General features: G+C 35.2%; 17 protein-coding genes and 1 riboswitch. Of the genes, 5 read left to right on the plus strand and 12 right to left on the minus strand.

Going from position 1 to position 20045, the window contains the following annotated elements; all coding sequences use genetic code 11:
• Nucleotides 1-2: 2 nt before the first annotated feature.
• Nucleotides 3-941 (minus strand): alpha/beta fold hydrolase, encoded by a 939-nt coding sequence (locus EGI05_RS13940; RefSeq protein ID WP_123263663.1) that lies wholly within the window; start codon nt 939-941, stop codon nt 3-5.
• Between the two features lie 62 nt (nt 942-1003).
• Nucleotides 1004-1110: riboswitch (SAM riboswitch) on the minus strand.
• 187 nt (nt 1111-1297) lie between these two features.
• On the opposite strand from EGI05_RS13940, the gene EGI05_RS13945 reads away from it, so the two are divergent.
• The 3 genes from EGI05_RS13945 (at nt 1298) to EGI05_RS13955 (ending at nt 9540) form a co-directional block, all read left to right on the plus strand.
• Complete coding sequence (locus tag EGI05_RS13945; protein ID WP_123263664.1) at nt 1298-3913, plus strand: MGH1-like glycoside hydrolase domain-containing protein; 2616 nt, start codon at nt 1298-1300, stop codon at nt 3911-3913.
• Nucleotides 3914-4358: 445 nt separating this feature from the next.
• Complete coding sequence (locus tag EGI05_RS13950) at nt 4359-7676, plus strand: DUF7619 domain-containing protein (protein ID WP_123263665.1); 3318 nt, start codon at nt 4359-4361, stop codon at nt 7674-7676.
• Nucleotides 7677-7869: 193 nt separating this feature from the next.
• Entirely contained in the window at nt 7870-9540 is a 1671-nt protein-coding gene (locus tag EGI05_RS13955; RefSeq protein ID WP_123263666.1) for a T9SS type A sorting domain-containing protein, read from the plus strand.
• A gap of 59 nt (nt 9541-9599) precedes the next feature.
• Here the strand turns inward: EGI05_RS13955 and EGI05_RS13960 are convergent, their stop codons facing one another.
• Genes EGI05_RS13960 through EGI05_RS13995 form a run of 8 tightly spaced genes read right to left on the minus strand, consistent with a single transcriptional unit; the run spans nt 9600 to nt 16837 of the window.
• A complete protein-coding gene (locus EGI05_RS13960; protein WP_123263667.1) occupies nt 9600-10022 on the minus strand; it encodes an OsmC family protein in 423 nt (140 codons plus the stop codon).
• Nucleotides 10023-10060: 38 nt separating this feature from the next.
• Nucleotides 10061-11383, minus strand: a complete 1323-nt coding sequence (locus EGI05_RS13965) for a DUF58 domain-containing protein (RefSeq protein WP_123263668.1) — start codon at nt 11381-11383, stop codon at nt 10061-10063.
• A 21-nt stretch (nt 11384-11404) separates the two neighbouring features.
• Nucleotides 11405-11848 carry a hypothetical protein gene (locus tag EGI05_RS13970; protein ID WP_123263669.1) on the minus strand — a complete coding sequence of 148 codons (444 nt, stop codon included), beginning with the start codon at nt 11846-11848 and terminating at the stop codon, nt 11405-11407.
• Nucleotides 11849-11865: 17 nt separating this feature from the next.
• Nucleotides 11866-12900, minus strand: a complete 1035-nt coding sequence (locus EGI05_RS13975; RefSeq protein WP_123263670.1) for an AAA family ATPase — start codon at nt 12898-12900, stop codon at nt 11866-11868.
• Between the two features lie 47 nt (nt 12901-12947).
• Nucleotides 12948-14105, minus strand: a complete 1158-nt coding sequence (locus EGI05_RS13980) for a DUF4350 domain-containing protein (RefSeq protein ID WP_123263671.1) — start codon at nt 14103-14105, stop codon at nt 12948-12950.
• 12 nt (nt 14106-14117) lie between these two features.
• On the minus strand, nt 14118-14915 hold the full coding sequence (locus EGI05_RS13985; RefSeq protein ID WP_123263672.1) for a DUF4129 domain-containing protein: 798 nt from the start codon (nt 14913-14915) through the stop codon (nt 14118-14120).
• Nucleotides 14908-15870 carry a DUF4013 domain-containing protein gene (locus tag EGI05_RS13990; RefSeq protein ID WP_123263673.1) on the minus strand — a complete coding sequence of 321 codons (963 nt, stop codon included), beginning with the start codon at nt 15868-15870 and terminating at the stop codon, nt 14908-14910. Before EGI05_RS13990 ends, EGI05_RS13985 begins: the two co-directional genes overlap by 8 nt.
• Complete coding sequence (locus tag EGI05_RS13995; protein WP_123263674.1) at nt 15854-16837, minus strand: stage II sporulation protein M; 984 nt, start codon at nt 16835-16837, stop codon at nt 15854-15856. Before EGI05_RS13995 ends, EGI05_RS13990 begins: the two co-directional genes overlap by 17 nt.
• A 27-nt stretch (nt 16838-16864) precedes the next feature.
• Between EGI05_RS13995 and EGI05_RS14000 the strand changes: the two genes are divergently transcribed.
• Nucleotides 16865-17614, plus strand: coding sequence for an RDD family protein (locus tag EGI05_RS14000; RefSeq protein ID WP_123263675.1), 750 nt, complete (start codon nt 16865-16867; stop codon nt 17612-17614).
• A 36-nt stretch (nt 17615-17650) separates the two neighbouring features.
• Complete coding sequence (locus tag EGI05_RS14005) at nt 17651-17941, plus strand: GNAT family N-acetyltransferase (protein ID WP_123263676.1); 291 nt, start codon at nt 17651-17653, stop codon at nt 17939-17941.
• Between the two features lie 43 nt (nt 17942-17984).
• On the opposite strand, the gene EGI05_RS18030 is transcribed toward EGI05_RS14005, so the two are convergent.
• The 3 genes from EGI05_RS18030 to EGI05_RS14015 all read right to left on the minus strand — a co-directional run bounded on the left by EGI05_RS18030 (nt 17985) and on the right by EGI05_RS14015 (nt 20003).
• Nucleotides 17985-18143 (minus strand): hypothetical protein, encoded by a 159-nt coding sequence (locus EGI05_RS18030; protein ID WP_166668363.1) that lies wholly within the window; start codon nt 18141-18143, stop codon nt 17985-17987.
• Nucleotides 18144-18207: 64 nt separating this feature from the next.
• On the minus strand, nt 18208-19179 hold the full coding sequence (locus EGI05_RS14010) for a glycosyltransferase family protein (protein WP_123263677.1): 972 nt from the start codon (nt 19177-19179) through the stop codon (nt 18208-18210).
• Nucleotides 19176-20003 carry a UDP-2,3-diacylglucosamine diphosphatase gene (locus EGI05_RS14015; protein ID WP_123263678.1) on the minus strand — a complete coding sequence of 276 codons (828 nt, stop codon included), beginning with the start codon at nt 20001-20003 and terminating at the stop codon, nt 19176-19178. The genes EGI05_RS14010 and EGI05_RS14015 overlap by 4 nt, the downstream gene beginning before the upstream one ends.
• Nucleotides 20004-20045 lie beyond the last annotated feature (42 nt).

Raw genomic sequence — 20045 nt, forward strand, 5'->3', positions numbered from 1 at the left:
CTTTACAAAATATGTTTTATGATATTATTTAATTGTTCGTATTCCATTAAGAAGGCGTCGTGCCCATGTATTGATTGGATCTCATGATAGAAAACATTATCTTTTTTTTCTTTCAGCCTTTCGAAGCACATTCGAATTTCCGAGGCAGGAAAAAACAGATCGGAATCTACAGAGATCATGTGCATTCGTGCATCTATTTTCTCTAACATTTTCTCTTCCGTATTGATATTCATCAGCAAATGATTCATCAATTTATATGCTTTTAAACTAAATCTTTCGCTTAATGCATTCCCATGATATATCAACCAGTCTTCTGATTCCAGACGTTTCTTTTGCTGGTTATATTGAGTTTGAAATCTGTCATTGAGTGATTGCGGGGTCCTGTAACACAACATCGCATGGACTCTTGCTTTCTGTAAAGGCTCATCATTACTGTTCAGTAAAAATTTCTGGACAAGGCATTGAGCATGAAGCCAGTCATGTGTTTTAAAATCGCAGGCAATAGGAATAAAAATTTCTGCTAATTGAGGACGTTTCGCCAACATTTCCCATCCAATTCCTCCTCCAAGAGAGCCTCCTATAATGGCGTATAAGTTTTGTATGTTTAAAGTCTCAAGTCCCTTCAAAAATATATTGGCTATATCCGAAGGGGTGAAATCTTCATATTCGTCAATTAAAAAATCATCATAGCCGTTTCCGGGAATATTGAAACACAGAACAGTGTACTTGTCCGTATCAATAATCTGGTTTTTTCCTATCAGCTGTTTCCACCATCCTTTTTCTCCCGAAACATTTGAATTTCCAGTTAAGGCATGGGTTACTAAAATGATAGGTGCTGTAAAGAGTTCTTGCCCAAAAAGCTGATAGCTTAACGGGATATGATATTCCTTTTGGGAATTGGTTTGATACGAGAAATTAATATAGTTTAGTTCTGTTTTCAATTCTATTATATTTTATAACACAATTGAAAATGCCATGAGAAATGGCTGAAAAGAACTTCAGTAAGTTATCTGTCCAAATTATTTTGGTAGAACGTAGCACCTTCATTGCTTGCGCAAAGGGTTGCTAAGGTTTCACAGGGTCTATTCCCTCAACCTTTCTTGATAACATTTTCAATATTTGAATGAACGATGGTGCAAAGATAGTTTTTTTCTTTTAAATATTTAAGAAAAATTAATTTATTCTACAAAAAGCCCATAAATACAAGATTTCTAAGGCCATATTAAGAATTGTTCAGCTATGGAAAATTGGAATTATTTCTCAAAAAAGCTACCTTCGTATTTGAAAATGATGAGATATGATTGCTGAAAAACAAAGACTACAAGATACTAACTGGAAAAACTGGGGACCTTACGTAAGCAACAGACAATGGGGAAATGTACGTGAAGATTATAGTCCTAACGGGAATGCATGGGGATTTGCCAATCACGATAATGCTGAAAGCTATACTTACAGATGGGGAGAGGAAGGTATTGCCGGAATTTCGGATACCAAACAGCTTTTGTGCTTTGCCCTTTCCTTCTGGAACAAAAAAGATAAGATTGTAAAAGAACGTTTTTTCGGGTTGAGTAATCCTCAGGGAAATCATGGGGAAGATATCAAAGAACTCTTTTATTATCTGGACAATACGCCTACACATAGCTATATGAAAATGGTGTACAAATATCCTATCAATGCATTTCCTTATGAGGATCTTGTTGCTGAAAACGGGAGACGTAGCAAGAGAGAGCCTGAATATGAAATTTTTGACACGGGAATCTTTGACAACGATGAATATTTTGATATTTTTATTGAATACTGCAAAGCCGATGCTGATGATATTTTAGTAAGAGTCAGTATACATAACAGAAGCCAAAAGGAAGCCCCTATTGTAGTGATTCCGACACTATGGTTCAGAAACAACTGGAAATGGGGATATAATACATATCAGCCTTTTTTACATACTTCTCATGACAGTTGCATCGACATTAACCATGATAGTGTTTCCATCAAAAAGCTGTATTCAAGAAACAACAATGCCAGAAGTGTTTTTTGTGATAATGAAACAAATAATCCGAAATTACACGGAACGCTTTATTTCGGAAACACTTATTATAAAGATGGGATCAACGATCATATTGTCTATGGAAGTAACACGGTAAATCCTGAAAAAAGAGGTACAAAAGCTTCTTTTATCATTGATGAAACCATTGAAGGTGGGCAATTTAAAACTTTTGAATTCAGATTATCACCTCAAGATACGGATGAACCCTTTGATCAGTTTGATGAAATTTTCAATACAAGAATAGCTGAAGCCAATGAGTTTTACCAGGAGGTTCAACATGATGTTAACAATGATGATGAAAGAAATGTTCAAAGACAGGCTTTTGCGGGATTACTCTGGAATAAACAGTTCTATCATTATAATGTAGGAAAATGGCTGAAAGGAGATCCTAATTTTGAGGCACCAAGAAACTTCAATGAGTACGTAAGAAATACGGAATGGAACCATATGCATAATAAGGATATTATTTCCATGCCGGATAAATGGGAATACCCATGGTATGCGACATGGGACCTTGCTTTCCATTGTGTACCTTTTGCCATCATTGATGCCGAATTTGCCAAAGGACAGCTTCTTTTGCTAACGAAGGAATGGTATATGCATCCGAACGGACAGCTTCCCGCTTATGAGTGGAATCTGAGTGATGTAAACCCTCCTGTGCATGCATGGTCTTGTTTCAGAGTTTTTAAAATTGATGAAAAGCAAAACGGAAAACCGGACTTATTATTTCTTGAAAAGGTTTTTCAAAAGCTGCTTCTTAATTTCACATGGTGGGTGAACCGAAAGGATAAAAACGGGAAGAATATTTTCGGAGGAGGTTTCCTTGGACTGGACAATATCGGTGCTTTTGACCGGAATATGATCCTGAAAGACGGACAACACCTTGAACAGGCTGACGGAACAAGCTGGATGGCGATGTATGCTTTGAATATGATGAGAATTTCCATGGAGTTGGCCCAATATTACCAGGTATATGAAGATATGGCGATTAAGTTCTTTGAACACTATCTTTATATTGCTGAAGCGATGGAGAATTTGGGTGAAGGAACCAAAGGCCTATGGAATGAAGAAGACGGATTTTTCTACGATGTTCTCCAGCTTGGAAACGGAGATAGTGTTTCTTTACGATTAAGAAGTATTGTAGGACTGATCCCGATGTTTGCCGTTGAAATTATTGATCATCACTTATTGGAGAAGATGCCCAATTTCAGGGAAAGAATGGATTGGGTTTTAAAGAATAAGCCTGAGCTCACCAAATTGGTTTCCCACTGGGAAGAGGAAGGACAGGGAAGAAAACACCTGATGAGCATTTTACGTAAAACCCGTCTCACTAAAGTATTGAAAAGAATGCTTGATGAAAATGAGTTCTTGAGTTCCTACGGAATACGTGCAATGTCCAAGATCTATGAGGAAAATCCGTTTGTTTTTTCTGTTCATGGCAATGAAAATGTGGTATATTATACGCCTGCGGAAAGTGACAGCAGAATGTTCGGAGGCAACAGCAACTGGAGAGGACCAATCTGGTTTCCCATCAATTTCCTGATCGTTGAAAGCTTACAACGCTTCCATTTTTATTATGGAAACAGTATGAAAGTAGAGTTTCCGACGGGAAGCGGTGACAAGAAAAACCTGGATGAAGTGGCTCAAAATATCAGCAACAGGCTTTGTTCCATTTTCTTAAAAGATGAAAACGGTGAAAGAGCATTCAACGGCGGAAACGGGAAATTCAACTATGATGAGTATTTTAAAGATTACATCACATTCTATGAATATTTCCATGGAGATAATGGGCGGGGTGTAGGTGCTTCGCATCAGACAGGATGGACTGCCACTGTGGCCAAATTGATGAAGCCAAGAATGACATTATAATAATAAAGAAGCCAGCTTTTAGCTGGCTTCTTTATTATTAGGTTAAAAAAAATCAAAAATTTGAATTTATTATGAAAAAAAATTCAAGTGAAAATTTTAAAATATTATAAAATATAATCCAATATTTCTTTTATAATATAACACATATAGTTCTAATATTTAAAATAAAAAATCAGTAATTCTTTTTCATAAAAAAAACCATAAAAATAATTGTATTTGCTTTTAATTACATTTGCCTCCTCACAAAAACACACAAATGAAAACAGATTTATTATTTGCTTTCCTGCCTTCGTATCAGGAATCAAGGCAAGATTATACTCTATCTCGATTATTCAATCTAACATACCTCCGCATCAATAGTAATTAAACCTGCCAATTATAGGTAGGGAATTCTACGGATAATGCATTCTGTTCTTTACATTAAAAACACATAAAAAATCATACTATGAAAACAAAATTATTTTTGTTCGTTTTCCTTATGATCACATTAGGAATTCGAGCCCAACTTGTCAATATTCCTGATGCCAATTTTAAGGCGAGACTACTTTCAGCATCTCCAAATAATGAAATTGCAAAAAATCTAAATGGTGTTTTTTTTAAAATTGATGCTAATAATGATGGTCAAATCCAAGCCAGTGAGGCACAACAAGTCAGTTATCTGAGCCTTTCTAATCCTGGTTATAACTATATTGCAGATATTACTGGAATCCTAAGCTTTACAAATTTGACCAAGCTGGATATTATTTATGAAAAAATCCCTACTATTGATCTTCATGGACTTAGTCAATTAAAATATTTCAGATATTATCCATATTCGGCTATTGTTTTAACCAATACATCATTAAATATTCAGGGAACCAATTTAATATCTCTGGAAATTCCAGGTTTCAGATTATCCAGTCTGAATATTCAGCACTGTCCTAATCTTGAAGTTTTTGACTACAGTGTAAATCCTAACTTATCCGTTAACCTACAGAGTTTACCTCATCTTAAGGTTTTGAAATGCAGTAACAATCAGCTTACCTCTTTAAATCTTCAAGGTCTGAACAATATAACCGACCTGGATTGTTCTTATAATAACATCAGTACGCTAGACGTTTTGCATCTTTCAAATCTGAAGTATCTAAAATGCATCATGAATCCTTTATTGACAGACTTAGATGTTCACGGGCTTACTCAGCTTCAGGAGTTAGGTATCAGTAATCATATTCTGGTCAACCTGAATGCAAGCGGCTGTACGAGTCTTTCAAATTATTCATATTATTTTGTGTATTCAGGATATGTTCCCACATTAAAATCACTAAATTTTGAGGGTTGTAAAAGTTTAGGGTTAGCAGGTCTAGGATCTTTTGCTCCTTCCCTGGAATATTTGAATGTGAAGGACACTAATATAGTAGAACTGTATGCAAGCAATTTAGAGTTGAATTACCTGAATGTTGAAGGTTGTATTTATCTGAAAAACTTAGATTGCAGCAACAATAATCTGAGTTCTTTAAATGTTCAGGGATGCACGAATCTTCGTCAATTAAACTGCAGCTATAATAATATTTCCACTCTTGATCTGCATGGAATGAACATAAGCGGAGAAAATACTTCAGTAGGACAATGGACCAATTATATTGCTGGGGTAGATTGCAGCCATAACAACATAACCAATTTAAATATCAGCAATTTAACCACAAACTTTATAAACTGTAGTTACAATAATATTTCAGCGCTGGATTTTCAAACATTTTCACTTGTAGGGGTTCCCGGTATTGCTACTACCAATCTGAAACCTTTTATTGATTGTAGCCATAATAACCTATCAACAATCAATCTGAAAGAAAACCTGATTCTGGAAAGGCTGGATTGCAGTTATAATAATTTAAGCTCTTTAAGCATCAATAAAATGAATGCTTTGATATTAAATGCTTCACACAATATGCTAACCTCCTTAAATATTGATTCATTCTCTCATATTAATTCCCTTGATTTTGGCTTTAATAGTATGACATCATTTATATGTCATTCATTGCCTATAGTAGATCCTATGCTTTTGGATTATTATTCATACTATTATCCCTCAGGGATTAGTTGTACTAATAATCTTTTAACCAGCTTAAATGTTCAGGGATTACAACTTGATACTTTAAACTGTTCAAATAACCTATTAACAACCCTTGATTTGAATGAATCTTCATTAGGTTCTTTTAATGCAGATAACAATCAATTGCAGTATTTGTTCATTAAAAATGGCATCTTTGATAATTATTCGATCGCAGACAATCCTAATTTGACATATATATGTCTGGATGATATGACGGCTCCCTTTGACCCAACCTATACAGAATTATTAATGGCTCAGGATACAGTTGCCTATTTGAACCTGAACAATGTTTCCATTAATACTTACTGTAATTTCACGCCAGGAGGGAATTACAATACTATCACAGGAACCGTAAGATTTGATGAAAATAACAACGGATGTGATACCAATGATGAAGTTTTTGAGCATATGAAGCTAAAGATCAATGACGGAACAACTACGGGAGAAACCTTTGTTAAAAATGATGGGAAATACAATTTTTATACACAGGCAGGAGATTTCACCGTTACTGTGGAGCCTGAAAATCCTTCATTATTTACTGTAACACCTTCTACTTTTACTACCCATTTTGCAAATGCCAACAATAATGTTTCCACTCAAAATATTTGTGTTACCAAAAACGGAAATGTAAAAGATCTGGAAGTTGTATTCGCTCCTGCAACCGATGCAAGGCCGGGTTTTGATGCTGTTTATCAATTGATTTGGAGAAATAAAGGGAATACTACTCTTTCAGGAAACGTCACTTTGACTTTTGAAAATACCAAAATGGCTTTCATATCTTCTGAACTTCCTTCTACAGTAAGCGGAAATATGATCACATTTAGCTTTACTAATTTGAAGCCTTTCGCAAACACCGCATCTGAACTTACATTTAATATCAATCCTCCCACTCATCCTACCTATCCGGTAAATATTGGGAATACTCTTAACTTTAATGCCATAATCAATTCTCCTTCAGGAGAAAATACTCCGGAAGACAATGAATTTGCTTTCAAGCAAACCGTTGTAGGTTCATTTGATCCTAATGATATCACTTGCCTGGAAGGGAGCCAGATCCCATTATCAATGGTTGGAAAATACCTTCATTATATTATTAATTTTGAGAACACCGGTACCGCACCGGCAACCAATATTGTAGTTGAAATGAATGTAAATCCGGATGATTTTGATATTTCTTCTTTACAGTTGCAAAATACCTCTCACAGCACATACACCAAAATAATCGGCAATAAGGTGGAATTTATCATGAAAGATATTAATCTTGCTGCACTCGCCCACGGAAATATTACCTTAAAAGTAAAGTCCAACAACAATCTGGCTACTGGTGACAGCGTGAGCAATCAAGCTAATATTTATTTCGACTATAACTTCCCTGTAGAAACTAATGAAACCATTACCATGATCAAAAACCCTACATTGGAGACCATTGATACAGCAATTAATAACAAAGTTAATGTATACCCGAATCCCACGAAAGATGATGTGAATATCCTTACAGATTCTAAGATCAAGTCAATTGAAGTATATGATGCACAAGGAAGAATTATTCAAAAACATATGGGAATCAATGCTCAAAATGCAAAAGTTTCTATACGTAGTACCGCTTCCGGATTATATATTTTCAAAATTATCACTGAAAAAGAAGTTATCATGAAAAAAGTTATAAAGAACTAAAATAAAAAGCCTCTTTTCAAGAGGCTTTTTATTTTCTTTTGTACCAGCTATATAAATGACATTGTTTCATAAAAATAAATTAGCCATTAATTCCAAACATTTATTAATATTTGATATTATTGATCGAATAGTATTGAATTATTTTCAGTCCATTCTCTATTTTAGTATCATAAACTAATTTTTACTGATTATTATGAAACAAAAACTATTACCTACTTTATGCCTGGTATTATCCGGCCTATTTACTAACACTGTCTGCGCCCAAGAGTATCAGCCGATCCCCATTACAAGTGGGTTTTCTGCTGATGTTATCGCGAATGGCACAGGGTCTTCCACTACATCCACCAATAATGATGTTGACGGCGTAAGCTATGCGTTTGTTTCCAAAGATTTTAAGCTTACTTCTTCCAGTTCGCCACTTTCTTATGGATTACCCATCAATGGAATCATTACTTCTGCGGTGGCTTCTACTCCAGGATTGAATTATCAGCTTGCCTCTTACAGTGGCAATAATTCACTAAGGCTGCAAAATGCTAATGACAACGGTACTCTTGTATTTACCACTCCCATTCCTGTATTAAACTTATATATGTTGGCAACAGGGGGAAGTGGAGCATGTACCGTGAATATAGATGTAAATTTCCAGGATAATACTTCCCAGACCTTTACAGGAATAAGCATCTCAGACTGGTATGGAGGCAGCAATTATGCTATCCAGGGAATCGGAAGGATTAATATTACCAATGACGGTCTGGAATCAGGGAGTGGTACTAATCCAAGGTTATATCAGATCCCTTTGGCAATTAGTGCCGCCAATCAATCTAAGCCTGTTAAAAGTGTAACGGTAACAAAATCAGGGACCGGTGGAATACCTAATATTTTTGCATTTTCAGCAGATGTGTATACTTCATGTCCGGCTCCAACCAACATTACCTATACATCCAATGTAGATGGAGCTACATTCAACTGGACTGCTCCAGCTTCAGTTCCTTCCGGAGGCTATGACTATTATTACACCGCCTCTCCTACTCCTCCTACCGCAACAACTACGCCTACGGGAAATGTATCCGGAACAACCGTAACTATTGGCGGATTACCAACAGGACAAACGTATTATTTCTGGGTAAGATCCAATTGTGGTTCCTCACAAGGTTTCTGGAAAATGAAGGAGTTTACTACCGGACAGATTTCTACAACGTATACTTCCGGAGATATCAATACCATGTTCAGCAGTGGTTCTCCTGATGTGACATCTACCACTAATTGTCCTGCCACTCTTTCCATCAATGTTCCTACAGGATATAAAATAAAATCTACCAATGTTTCCTATACAATGACTACCGCATCAAACGGCTGGATGTCTGAGCAAAACAGCTTACTGATCTGTACGACTTCAGGAACAAGTGAAAGTGCTGTCTCTACGGGCTCCGGAAATACGGGTGGAACATATTCTTACAACAGAACAGGTCTTACCATTGCCAATACATTATCAGGAACTGTCAATTTTGAATTAAGAGCATGGAGAACGTATGGCGGTTCTGATTGTAATGCCGATTATAACAAAGTGGATAACAATACATGGAAAATAACTGTGACTTTGGAGCCCGCTGCCTTGGCTGTCAACGAGGTTGTAAAAGAAAAAGAAAGGCTTGCTTATCCAAATCCTTTCCACGAAGCCATTACCATTGAAAATTCAGGCAATGTAAAGCGTATCTCGGTTACGGATTTTTCAGGAATTACTGTAAAAACGGTTGATAATCCAACTTCACAGCTTCACCTGGGAGACATTAAAGACGGAATGTATATTCTGACATTAACGATGAAAGATGGCTCGACGAAGAGCACAAAAATCATAAAAAGATAATCACTTTCAATCATAAAAAAGGCCGGATGAATCATCCGGCCTTTTTTATGATTTATTTTTTAATCCACTTTTTCTCCGTTTACAAAAACTTCATAGCCGATCTCTACAGTAGGCTCCAATGTTTTGGAAACTGAACAGTATTTTTCGAATGATAATTGAGCTGCTTTCAATGCTTTTTTAGGATCTATATTTCCTTCCAAAAGAAATTTAACACTGATTGATTTAAAAGGTTTGGCATCCTCCACAGGGATTCTTTCTCCTTCTACTTCCGCTTTAAAATCCGTGATTTCCTGTCTCTGTTTTTTTAAAATAGAAACAACGTCTATTCCGCTGCATCCCGCTACTGCCATTAATACGCTTTCCATTGGTGAGACCCCTTTTGCTCCGGGTTGCGAAGTATTATCCAAAAGAATGGAATTTCCCTGGGAATTGGTGCATTCAAATAAAAAATCGTCGTTGACTCTGTTAAGTGTTATTTTCATTGTTGCTTGTTGCTTGTTGCTTGTTGCTTGTTGCAAAATTATAAAATTCCCCTCGCTTTTATCTCTAAATATTTATTGATAACATCGATATTTAAATTTTCAGGAAGTGTATAAACAGTATAAATTCCATATTTTCGGAGTTCCTGAATAATAAGTTTCTTTTCGAATTCAAATTTTTCCGCAATGATCTCATCATAGATTTCCTGCATGCTTTCAGGGTTTTTATGAATCAGCGTCTGAAGTTCTGCATTTTTGAAAAATACAACCACTAATAAATGGTTTTTAGCAATTCCACGCAGGTATTTCAATTGCCGGTTCAATCCGTCTAATGTTTCAAAATTGGTAAAAAGCAATATTAAACTTCTTTGATTGATCGAATATTTTACATCCTGATATAAGCGGTTAAAATCGCTTTCAAAGAAATTGGTTTTGATGTTATACAGGGCTTCCGAAATCTTTTTAAGCTGTCCCGATTTATTTTCAGCTGCAATTTTGTTTTCTGTTTTTTTCGAAAAGGTCATCATTCCCGCCCTATCTCCTTTTTTCAAGATAATATGAGACAAAGCCATCGTTGCATTAATCGAATAATCCAGAAGACTCAATCCATTGAAGGGCATTTTCATGGTTCTTCCTGTATCAATCAGCATGAAAATACGCTGGGATTTTTCATCCTGGAACTGATTCACCATCAAACGATTCACTTTAGAGGTCGCTTTCCAGTTGATCGTTCTGATATCATCCCCCGGAACATAGTCTTTGATCTGCTCAAATTCCATGGTGTGCCCAAGCTTTCGTATTTTTTTGATTCCTCCCAATAAGAATTCGCTTTGAAGGGCCATTAATTCATATTTTCTGAGATGAATAAAAGACGGATAAGATGGTAATGCGGCATCTTTCTGAAAATTAAATCTTTTTGAAACAAATCCTATTGGTGATGACACATACACATTTAAGCTTCCGAAATGATATTCTCCTCTTTCTTTAGGCTCCAAAGTATATTGAAAATAACTGTTCCTTCCTGTTTCAATACGTTTATTGATTAAGAAATCTCTTTTCTGAAACTGGAAAGGGATTTCATCAATGACCTTCACATCAATTGTAAATTGATAATTATTTTTAATGTCAATCTTAACCGGATTTTCGTCTCCGTTGGATAATTTTTCAGGTAAAATCCGTTGTGCCAGAATTCCATTTTTCTGATTAAAGATTAAAAGGTAATCCACCATTACTGTGAGGAAAGTAACCAACAGCATAATATGAGCCACCCACATCAGGAACGGAAAGAAAAATGCAAAAACATACAGAATCCCCACTCCTACGAGCGTGAAGAAAAAACGGTTATTGATGTATAAGTTTTTCATTCTTTTTTAAGGTTGCAGGTCTTAAGGTATTGAGTTCGAAAGAATAAAATATATCGTTTTATCTTTTTTATTTTTCAATACGTAAAATTCTTCTTTTTTTATGACCTCAACATTTGATTTGTCAAATTCTTTTAAATCTAAAAACCAATTTGGTTTTAGTTTTATATTTTGCTCAACTTTATTATTAAACAAGTCAAAACTAATTTTCTCATTTGCTGAGAAAATTGAATCATAAAATCCCGAATTTTTATAATTAAATTTTCCAAATGCACATAAAGGATCTAAATATGAAACGTTCCTCAAGTCAGTTACATCATTATGAATAATTGGAGGAAACCATCCTTTATTTCGTTCATTTTTTTCGTTGAATTCAGCAAATGTTTTATACTCTTGCTTATATCCCTTTTGACAACTAAAAGTTAAAATTGCCAGAATAAGCAGCATTAAAATTTTACCTTTATTCATTGATTAAATTTTACCGTCTATCTCGGTATTTCTATTCCTTCTAAAATCTGACGGATAATTTCATCGGCAGTTAAGCCTTCCATCTCTCTTTCCGGCGAAACGATTACTCTGTGTCTTAACACTGCATAACTGGCTTCTTTGATATCTTCCGGAGTTACAAAATCTCTTCCTCTTAGTGCCGCAAAAGCTTTTGAAGCCGTCAATAATGCTAAGCTCGCTCTTGGTGATGCTCCCAGATATAAGAACTGGTTTTCTCTGGTATTAATAATGATTTTAGCAATGTATTCCATCAATTGAGCTTCAACGATGATTTCTTTAACCAGATGCTGATAATTTTTCAGCTGCTGAGCAGTAATCACCCGGTTTACCACTTCTGTTTTATCTTCTACTTTGCTTTCGTGCTGATTTTTGATAATGGCGATTTCCTGTTCAAGATTCGGGTAGTTGACATTGATCTTGAATAAAAAACGATCTAGCTGTGCTTCAGGAAGTCTGTAAGTTCCTTCATGCTCAATAGGGTTTTGTGTGGCCACTACCAGGAAAGGCTCTTCCATCTGATAGCGGGTTCCATCCATCGTGATCTGTCTTTCTTCCATCACCTCAAACAATGCAGCCTGGGTTTTTGCCGGAGATCGGTTGATCTCATCAATCAGGATAAAATTGGAGAAAATGGGCCCTTTTTTAAATTCAAACTCTGAATTTTTAACACTGAAAACTGAAGTTCCCAAAATATCGGATGGCATCAGATCCGGTGTGAACTGTATTCTGCTGAAACCTACATCAATGGTTTTAGCTAATAATTTGGCTGTAATAGTTTTAGCTACCCCCGGAACACCTTCAATCAGAACATGCCCGTTCGATAATAAAGCAGCCAGAAGATGCTCTACCATATTTTCCTGTCCAACAATTACTTTTGCTATTTCGGATTTTACTTTTTCCAGGCTTGCGCGAAGCTCGATTAAATCTATTCTGGATTCAAACTCGCTTTCTTTTTTATCAACAGGTGTAGAATTTTGATTTTCTACATTCTCAAAATTTTCAAGGTTTTCCATAAATTGTATCTTTTTGTTCCGGATTTCTCCGGTAATTCATGTTATTTTTATTTTAAAATCTCATCCAGTAACTGATTCATCCTGGTAAGGTCTTCTTTCATAACGGCTGCATAAGGATCCTGCCCTTTTTTAATTAAGCTTACAGCCTCATTAATCATTTCTATAGGTTTCCCTGTTTTTAAATGAAGTTTATTGGCAAATTCTTCATCCAGATTCTGGGTATCTATCAAAAGATCTATTCTTACTTTATTCAGGAAATATTGTGCCTTTTTGGCCATCATATCATGGAAATCTCCTTCCTGAAGATATAAATTTCCAATACTTTTCACAAAATCCACGGATGTATTCTTCAGTGGTTCAACAATAGGTACAATCCGCTGCTTTCTTTTGGCATTGAAGAAAACAAACAGCACCAATCCCCCCAAAAATACCCACCAAGCATATTTTAATGCAGGTTTTGATAAAATAAATCTCATGAAAAACCGTGACACTTTAGTATTGCTTTCTACAAACCATAAGGTTTCCCTATCCTGAAGGTATGAAAAAACATCCTGGGTGTATTTTATATTTCCTGTTTTAAGAAGGTAGTAATTGGTAAGGAAAAGAGGTTCACTATGCACATACACATTTCCTTTTCCGATTTTCGTTTTAATGAAATTGGCATACACCACACTATCCTTTTCCATAGACTTTCCAAGGATTTCCACTTCAGGTTTCACAAATTCAAATCCTCTTCCGGAAGGAAATTTATCAAGCTTGATGAAATCGTTCTGGTATTTTTTATCTGTCAATTTCAAAACACTTTGATCTTCGTAAGACATTTGTGAATTAAAATATCCTATACTGTCTGAAATCTCTTTAGGGATATAGCTTGTTATAACCATTGCATCCGATCCTTTGGAAACTTCGGTTAAAATTTTATTCCAGGACTCTTCGTCCAGATCACTCTCAATCACTAAAATATTGTGAAGACCTTTCTTATGCTGATTGTAATAATCATAAGGATTCTGATCTATTTTTTTAAGATTATTTTTAAAGAGGTCTTTCACTTCCTGATTGAATACAAATAGCCCGAATGGAGATTTCTCATTCACATCGAAGTTTTTGCGCCAGTCGGTCATCTCCTTTTTGTTAACTTCAAACAATGCCATGATCACCATGATAATGATGAAAATGATAGCATATATTTTGAAATTTTTGTTCATGATCAAAGTAATTTATGGTTTGAACGACTGATATTGATTTTTAAACTTCAGGTAAGCCTGTTCATCAATATTGAACTCTCCATACCAAACATAATCGAATATATAAGACAAATTAAAAAACTCATCCTTTAAAGGTCCCGGCTTTAATTCTGCGATATAGTCTTTATTGGTTTTTTCAGGATTCCAGTTGATCCGTTTTTTGTCACTCAGCTTTTTCAGGGCAAAAAGAAACTGATAGCGGATGGCCGAACGATAATCTCCAGCTCTCTCGAATTGGGCAATACTTTCCGGAAAATTGATTTCATGAATATTTTCGTGAAGCTCTTCTTCATGGATATCTATCTTCTTATTCTTTTTCCCGAAGATAAAATTGCCATCTTTTCCCAGGAGGTATTTCACTATAAAATAAAGCAGAAACCCAACAAGAATGATTGCAAAAAGACGAATCATAACTCCTGTGGTTTTCTCTGATTTCGTAAAAACCGTATCTCCGAAAATGCTTTGGAGGATCTGAGCTATTTTCCGCTTAAGCTTCTGCCAGAAAGATTCTCTTGGTTTTGAGGTAGAATAATCAAATTCTTCTGATTTATATCTTGACTGAAGGTTTTCCTTAAATTTTTTCGGATAAACAGTATTTTCCGAAACCGGTTTTTGTTTGAGAATAGAGTCTGCCGGATACATATTTTTATAGTATCCTTCATTCAATGAATCCACCACATACTCTTCCACCACTGGTTCAGGGGCATTTTGAGCGTCCGTTGTTCCAAAGGAAAGGAGATATAATAAGAAAACAAGAAACCGTTTATTCATTGATCCCAATAGTTTCTATTTCGGCAAGCTCCACTTTCTGATGAAGGTCTGTCCTGCTGTCATAATACATCAATCCGGCATTCACATACATTAAATTGTAAAGAAAAAGGGAAACAAGCATCGAAATCCCATACATCACAAAGAAAAATATTCCAAATGTTCCATCAAACGGATTCTGCTCGAAATTTCCATCCGGAGGAGTCGTAAGAAGAGTTCCATACATAAAAAACATGGGAATAGAAGTGAAAATACTTGAAATGATATATAGAATGATAAAAATGATAATGGTTGCGCCCCAATATTTCCAAAACGGAGATCTTTCTCTTCCATTGGTATAGGAAAACTGTGCTCTTATGGAGTAGCTTAAGCTTTCAAAAAAGCCTCTTTCTGTATTAAAAAAATCATACATCAGGAATGTAGTGACATTGATGATCACCGGATAAAGGAGCAGGATAAGAAAGAATCCTATAACAATCACCATCAATGCAGCAGAAATTCCAAATATTAAGATTGTCAACGGTGCTACAATAAAGATCATTCCCAGGCAAAGAATAGCAATTTTGCCTACATTACTCTTAAAATCGTTCAGAATATCATCGGTTTTTATTTTTTCCTGCCCCTGGGCAAGTCTTCTTAGATAAAAAACAGGGTACAGATAATTAACGATCATCAGAATGATAAAAAGGAAGAAAGTCAGGATTCCGACACCAATAAACATCCCCATATTTTCTTCGAAGTATTGTTCAAAATAACGGCCTTCTCCACTCAGATTAGATCCGAAAACCTGTGAAAAAAGTTCTCTATATCCGAATATACATACTACGACCATCAGAATCAACAGTAACCCGTTGATTAATATATAATTCTTAAAGTAATTCTTTCCGTATAATTTGAAAAAATTAAAGCTGTCACTTATAAAAGTGCCAAAATCTCTTTTCTTATAAAACTGCATCATTGATTTGGTTGTTTAGTTTTTTATGAACAATAGTTGGATATACAAAGTAGTAAAAGCCAATGATCGCCAATGATCCGAAGATAATGATCAGATTCAGCATCAAAGGCATTTTTAAGGCATGTCTTGTTACATAGCCTTCAATAATTCCTGCACAAATTGTGAAAGGAATCGTACTCAAAAATATTTTAAAAGAATCTTTAAAACCGTTTTTAAAAGAATTGAATCTGGAAAATGTTCTTGGAAACAGAATAGATGCTCCCAGAATCAACCCGCACATCGCTTCTACTACCATAGAGAAAATCTCAAAGACCCCATGAAGCCAGATTCCTCTTGCACTGTCTTTCAATGCTCCGTAATCGTAAAAAAAGTATTGAAAGGAGCCTAACATCACACTGTTGGATAGTAAGGCATACAATGTTCCTACTCCTGCAAAAACGCCATAGATATAAAGTTTTGCTCCGACACCGATGTTATTGAAAATAATTCCGATCGTACTTCCCCATGTTGATCCTTGTTGATAAACACCTACAGCATTTCCTTTCTTGATATTTTCAATAGTTTCGTTCACATAACCCTCACCAAGAATAATGGTAGCAAATTCTTTATCATAGACTGCAGAAAGCACTCCAATTAAAGTAAACAGGATGAAAAACAGAAAAGCATACAGCAAATATCTTCTGTATTGATAGACTAACAAAGGAACTTCCGTTTTGAAGAAATACAGAATCCGGTTCTCTTCTACTCTTTTCGTTTTATAAATTTTCTGAAATATCTGTGAAGACAGGTGGTTCAGATAGACCGTTGTATTACTTTTAGGGTAATAGGTCTGGGCAAATGAAAGGTCATTAATGAGATTAATGTACAACGAAGACAGGTCATCCGGATTTTTTTTAATTTTCCCTTGAATAACCTGTTCAATTCCCAGCCATTTTTCTTTATTTTGTTTTATGAAATAAACTTCTCTCATAATCTATAGGCTAAAATAATAAAAATTATGTCTCAAATTGCGATTAATACTTCACAAAATGTAAATATTAATTTCAACATTGCCAGTGTTGGAGAAAGGATGCTTGCTTTCATCATAGATCTCCTGATCAAGGTAGCCTATGTAATTCTTGTATTTTATTTATTCTTCAATGTTTTTGATCTGGGGTATATTTTATCCGGGATGGATCAATGGTCTGTTATTGCCATTTATATTGCGATTACATTTCCTGTCTATATTTATCCTGTTGTCCTGGAAAGTTTAATGGAAGGGCAAACTCCCGGTAAAAAAGTAATGAAGATACGTGTGGTGAAAATCGATGGATACCAAGCCAGCTTCGGAGATTATATGATCCGCTGGATTTTCAGGATCATTGATACTTCTTTCGCCGGAGTCATTGGTTTAATTTCTATGATCGTTTCTAAAAACAATCAGCGTTTAGGAGACATTGCTTCAGGAACTGCTGTCATTTCTTTGAAGAACAGCATTACTATTTCGCATACTATTTTAGAGAACATTCATGAAGATTACATTCCGTCTTTTCCTCAGGTTATTGCTTTAAGTGATAATGACATGAGGATTATTAAAGACAATTACACCAAAGCATTACGGGTGGATGACAGGGAGATCATCAGCAGGCTTTCCGACAAGATCAAAGGGATTTTAAAACTTGAAATAGATCCTACCAAAATGACGGAAAGACAGTTCATTAATATTGTGATCAAAGATTACAATTACTATACAGGAAAAGACAATTAATAAATTTTCGTATCTTTAATAGATAATGATTGGATTATGAAATTTGAAAACAATAAATCAGGGAACGGCGGTGTTCTTACTTTAAATAATGAAATCAAAGAAGTCGGAAGACTTACTTATACTATTTTTCCTGAAGAAAACAGGTTTATCATTTCTTTCGTTCTGGTGCATCCTGAATTTGAAGGCAGGGGAATGGGAAAATTTTTGGTGGAAGAAGCCATCAGATTTGCCCGGGAAAATAACTGGAAAGTATATCCGCACTGTTCTTATGCCAGATCTGTGATGATGAGAATGAGTGATGTAGACGACGTTTTTATCAGAAATTAAATCATAAAAAAAGTTCTCCAAAGAGAACTTTTTTATTTTAAAACTATTGTGGACACACTACATCCGGGCAATAAATTCCCGGGCATCTTGGTCTTCCGTCTGTAGGACAGCATTGTTTTGAGCACGCAATAATAATTCCTCCCGAAATTTCTTTCAATTCATTTCTGGAAAGGGGCTTTTGAAGCATTTTTAATTTTTTCATATTAAAGATTTTATAGGTTAGTTCTATAATAACTTTATCCTGCCTGTTTTATTATGTAATGCTTTTATATCTTTAGAACTTCTTCAACAAGAATTTTTTCAATATCATCCGGATAATTAACCTGTAAATGATGATCGGAAGCTACCCAGTTTTGTATTTCTTCCAATGCTAAAATTTTGGAATTCGGTATTCCCATTTTATCTAAGGCACAAGCGTTGCATTCCTGCTCATACTGATTATGTATAGGGATAACAAATAGTTTTTTATCCATAAAAAGTGCTTCGGCGGGAGTTTCAAAACCTGCATTACACAGAATACCTTCACAGTTTTCAAAATATTTCAGGTATTGGGTTTCATCAATCGGGAATACTTCTACATTTCCTTCTCTGAACTGTAGCTTACTGTATTTGGAAAACACTTTCCATTCAACCGGGATTTGTTTCAAAACTTTGATGATATTATCATCGGAAAAACTGGGCAAGTACACCAGATAAAATCCCTTTTTGTCCGGATTAAGGTTCCTGATTTTTCTACGAATAACCGGCTTTTTGATCTGTGGGTGGTAATTTTCAAAATGAAAGCCTATTTTTCTCTCACTGGGAACATAGTATTTTAAAATTAACTCCCCGAAAAAATCCTTCTTTTCAGGCTTGGGGGTTTCTTTAAAACTCATTGACGCCTGATGACTCAATTCAATCATGGGTAATTGCTTGAGTTTACAAGCCCATCCTGTTAATGGTTCAAAGTCATTAATAATAAGATCATAATCAGAAAGCTTCAATGCTTTGATATCTCTTACAGCTTGTATGAATTTATTTTCTGTAAACGTTTTGCGATAGGATAAACCGCCTGTTTTGTTATAAAGAAGGGAAATACCTTTAAATTGGAAATTAATGTCAAAATCAGCCTTTAATTGAGATTGGTGGCCGCTGATCAAAGTATCTACCGACACATACTTTTTAAGAATAGGAATTATTTCCTGAGCTCTTGCTATATGTCCGTTCCCGGTACCCTGGAATGCGTAAAGGATTTTCATTGGGAAAAGTTAGTTACAATTTTCAAAAGCTCGGACGTATCCATTTCTTTAATCTCTTCAACCTCCTCGTCTTTCAACAAATGTTTATGTTCGTCATAATAGAATATCTTCCATTCATTATTGTGGTATTCCAATGCAGAAAGGTTTTCAATCCAGTCTCCTGAGTTAAGATAAGTACAAGAACCTTTTTTGTTGACTACTTCCCGGATCTGAGGCTGATGAATGTGTCCACAGATTACATAATCATAATGATTATCAATAGCAAGTTCAGAAGCAGTCATTTCGAAGTCACCGATATACTTTACCGCCTTTTTTACATTATTCTTGATCTTCTTCGAAAAGGAATATTTTTCTCTACCCATTTTTTCTAAGAACCAATTCACAACATTATTGATCATGATCAGCAGATCATATCCCTTCCCGCCTAATTTGGCAATCCATTTGGAATGCTGTACAGAAGCATCAAAAACATCCCCATGAAAAATCCAGGTTTTTTTGTGATCAATATCAAGACAAATCTTGTTGCAGACTTTTAATTTACCCAGTTCGAAATCGGTAAACTTCCGGAACATTTCATCATGATTTCCGGTAATGTAATAAACGTCTGTATTTTTAGTGGCTAATGAAAGGATCTTCTTGATCACTTTCAGGTGGGGTTTAGGAAAGTAAGACTTTTTGAATTGCCAGATATCAATGATGTCTCCGTTCAAAACTAAGGTCTTAGGTTGAATTGAATTCAGATATCTTAGTAATTCTTTAGCCTTACATCCATAAGTTCCCAAATGAACATCCGATATTACTACTAATTCAACGTTTCTTTTCATAGTTTTACGCAAAGAAACTAATTGAAAATGAATTATATATGA

The organism is Chryseobacterium daecheongense (genome assembly GCF_003729955.1).
In the GTDB taxonomy this organism is placed as follows: domain Bacteria; phylum Bacteroidota; class Bacteroidia; order Flavobacteriales; family Weeksellaceae; genus Chryseobacterium; species Chryseobacterium daecheongense.

What these genes read in the sequence shown, in the direction of transcription:
- EGI05_RS13960 (WP_123263667.1), bottom strand. Translation starts at nt 10,022, where the DNA reads ATGAAAATAACACTTAACAGAGTCAACGACGATTTTTTATTTGAATGC.
- EGI05_RS14000 (WP_123263675.1), top strand. Translation starts at nt 16,865, where the DNA reads ATGTCTCAAATTGCGATTAATACTTCACAAAATGTAAATATTAATTTC.
- EGI05_RS13985 (WP_123263672.1), bottom strand. Translation starts at nt 14,915, where the DNA reads ATGAATAAACGGTTTCTTGTTTTCTTATTATATCTCCTTTCCTTTGGA.
- EGI05_RS18030 (WP_166668363.1), bottom strand. Translation starts at nt 18,143, where the DNA reads ATGAAAAAATTAAAAATGCTTCAAAAGCCCCTTTCCAGAAATGAATTG.
- EGI05_RS13950 (WP_123263665.1), top strand. Translation starts at nt 4,359, where the DNA reads ATGAAAACAAAATTATTTTTGTTCGTTTTCCTTATGATCACATTAGGA.
- EGI05_RS13955 (WP_123263666.1), top strand. Translation starts at nt 7,870, where the DNA reads ATGAAACAAAAACTATTACCTACTTTATGCCTGGTATTATCCGGCCTA.
- EGI05_RS14015 (WP_123263678.1), bottom strand. Translation starts at nt 20,003, where the DNA reads ATGAAAAGAAACGTTGAATTAGTAGTAATATCGGATGTTCATTTGGGA.
- EGI05_RS14010 (WP_123263677.1), bottom strand. Translation starts at nt 19,179, where the DNA reads ATGAAAATCCTTTACGCATTCCAGGGTACCGGGAACGGACATATAGCA.
- EGI05_RS14005 (WP_123263676.1), top strand. Translation starts at nt 17,651, where the DNA reads ATGAAATTTGAAAACAATAAATCAGGGAACGGCGGTGTTCTTACTTTA.
- EGI05_RS13980 (WP_123263671.1), bottom strand. Translation starts at nt 14,105, where the DNA reads ATGAACAAAAATTTCAAAATATATGCTATCATTTTCATCATTATCATG.
- EGI05_RS13945 (WP_123263664.1), top strand. Translation starts at nt 1,298, where the DNA reads ATGATTGCTGAAAAACAAAGACTACAAGATACTAACTGGAAAAACTGG.
- EGI05_RS13965 (WP_123263668.1), bottom strand. Translation starts at nt 11,383, where the DNA reads ATGAAAAACTTATACATCAATAACCGTTTTTTCTTCACGCTCGTAGGA.
- EGI05_RS13995 (WP_123263674.1), bottom strand. Translation starts at nt 16,837, where the DNA reads ATGAGAGAAGTTTATTTCATAAAACAAAATAAAGAAAAATGGCTGGGA.
- EGI05_RS13990 (WP_123263673.1), bottom strand. Translation starts at nt 15,870, where the DNA reads ATGATGCAGTTTTATAAGAAAAGAGATTTTGGCACTTTTATAAGTGAC.
- EGI05_RS13975 (WP_123263670.1), bottom strand. Translation starts at nt 12,900, where the DNA reads ATGGAAAACCTTGAAAATTTTGAGAATGTAGAAAATCAAAATTCTACA.
- EGI05_RS13970 (WP_123263669.1), bottom strand. Translation starts at nt 11,848, where the DNA reads ATGAATAAAGGTAAAATTTTAATGCTGCTTATTCTGGCAATTTTAACT.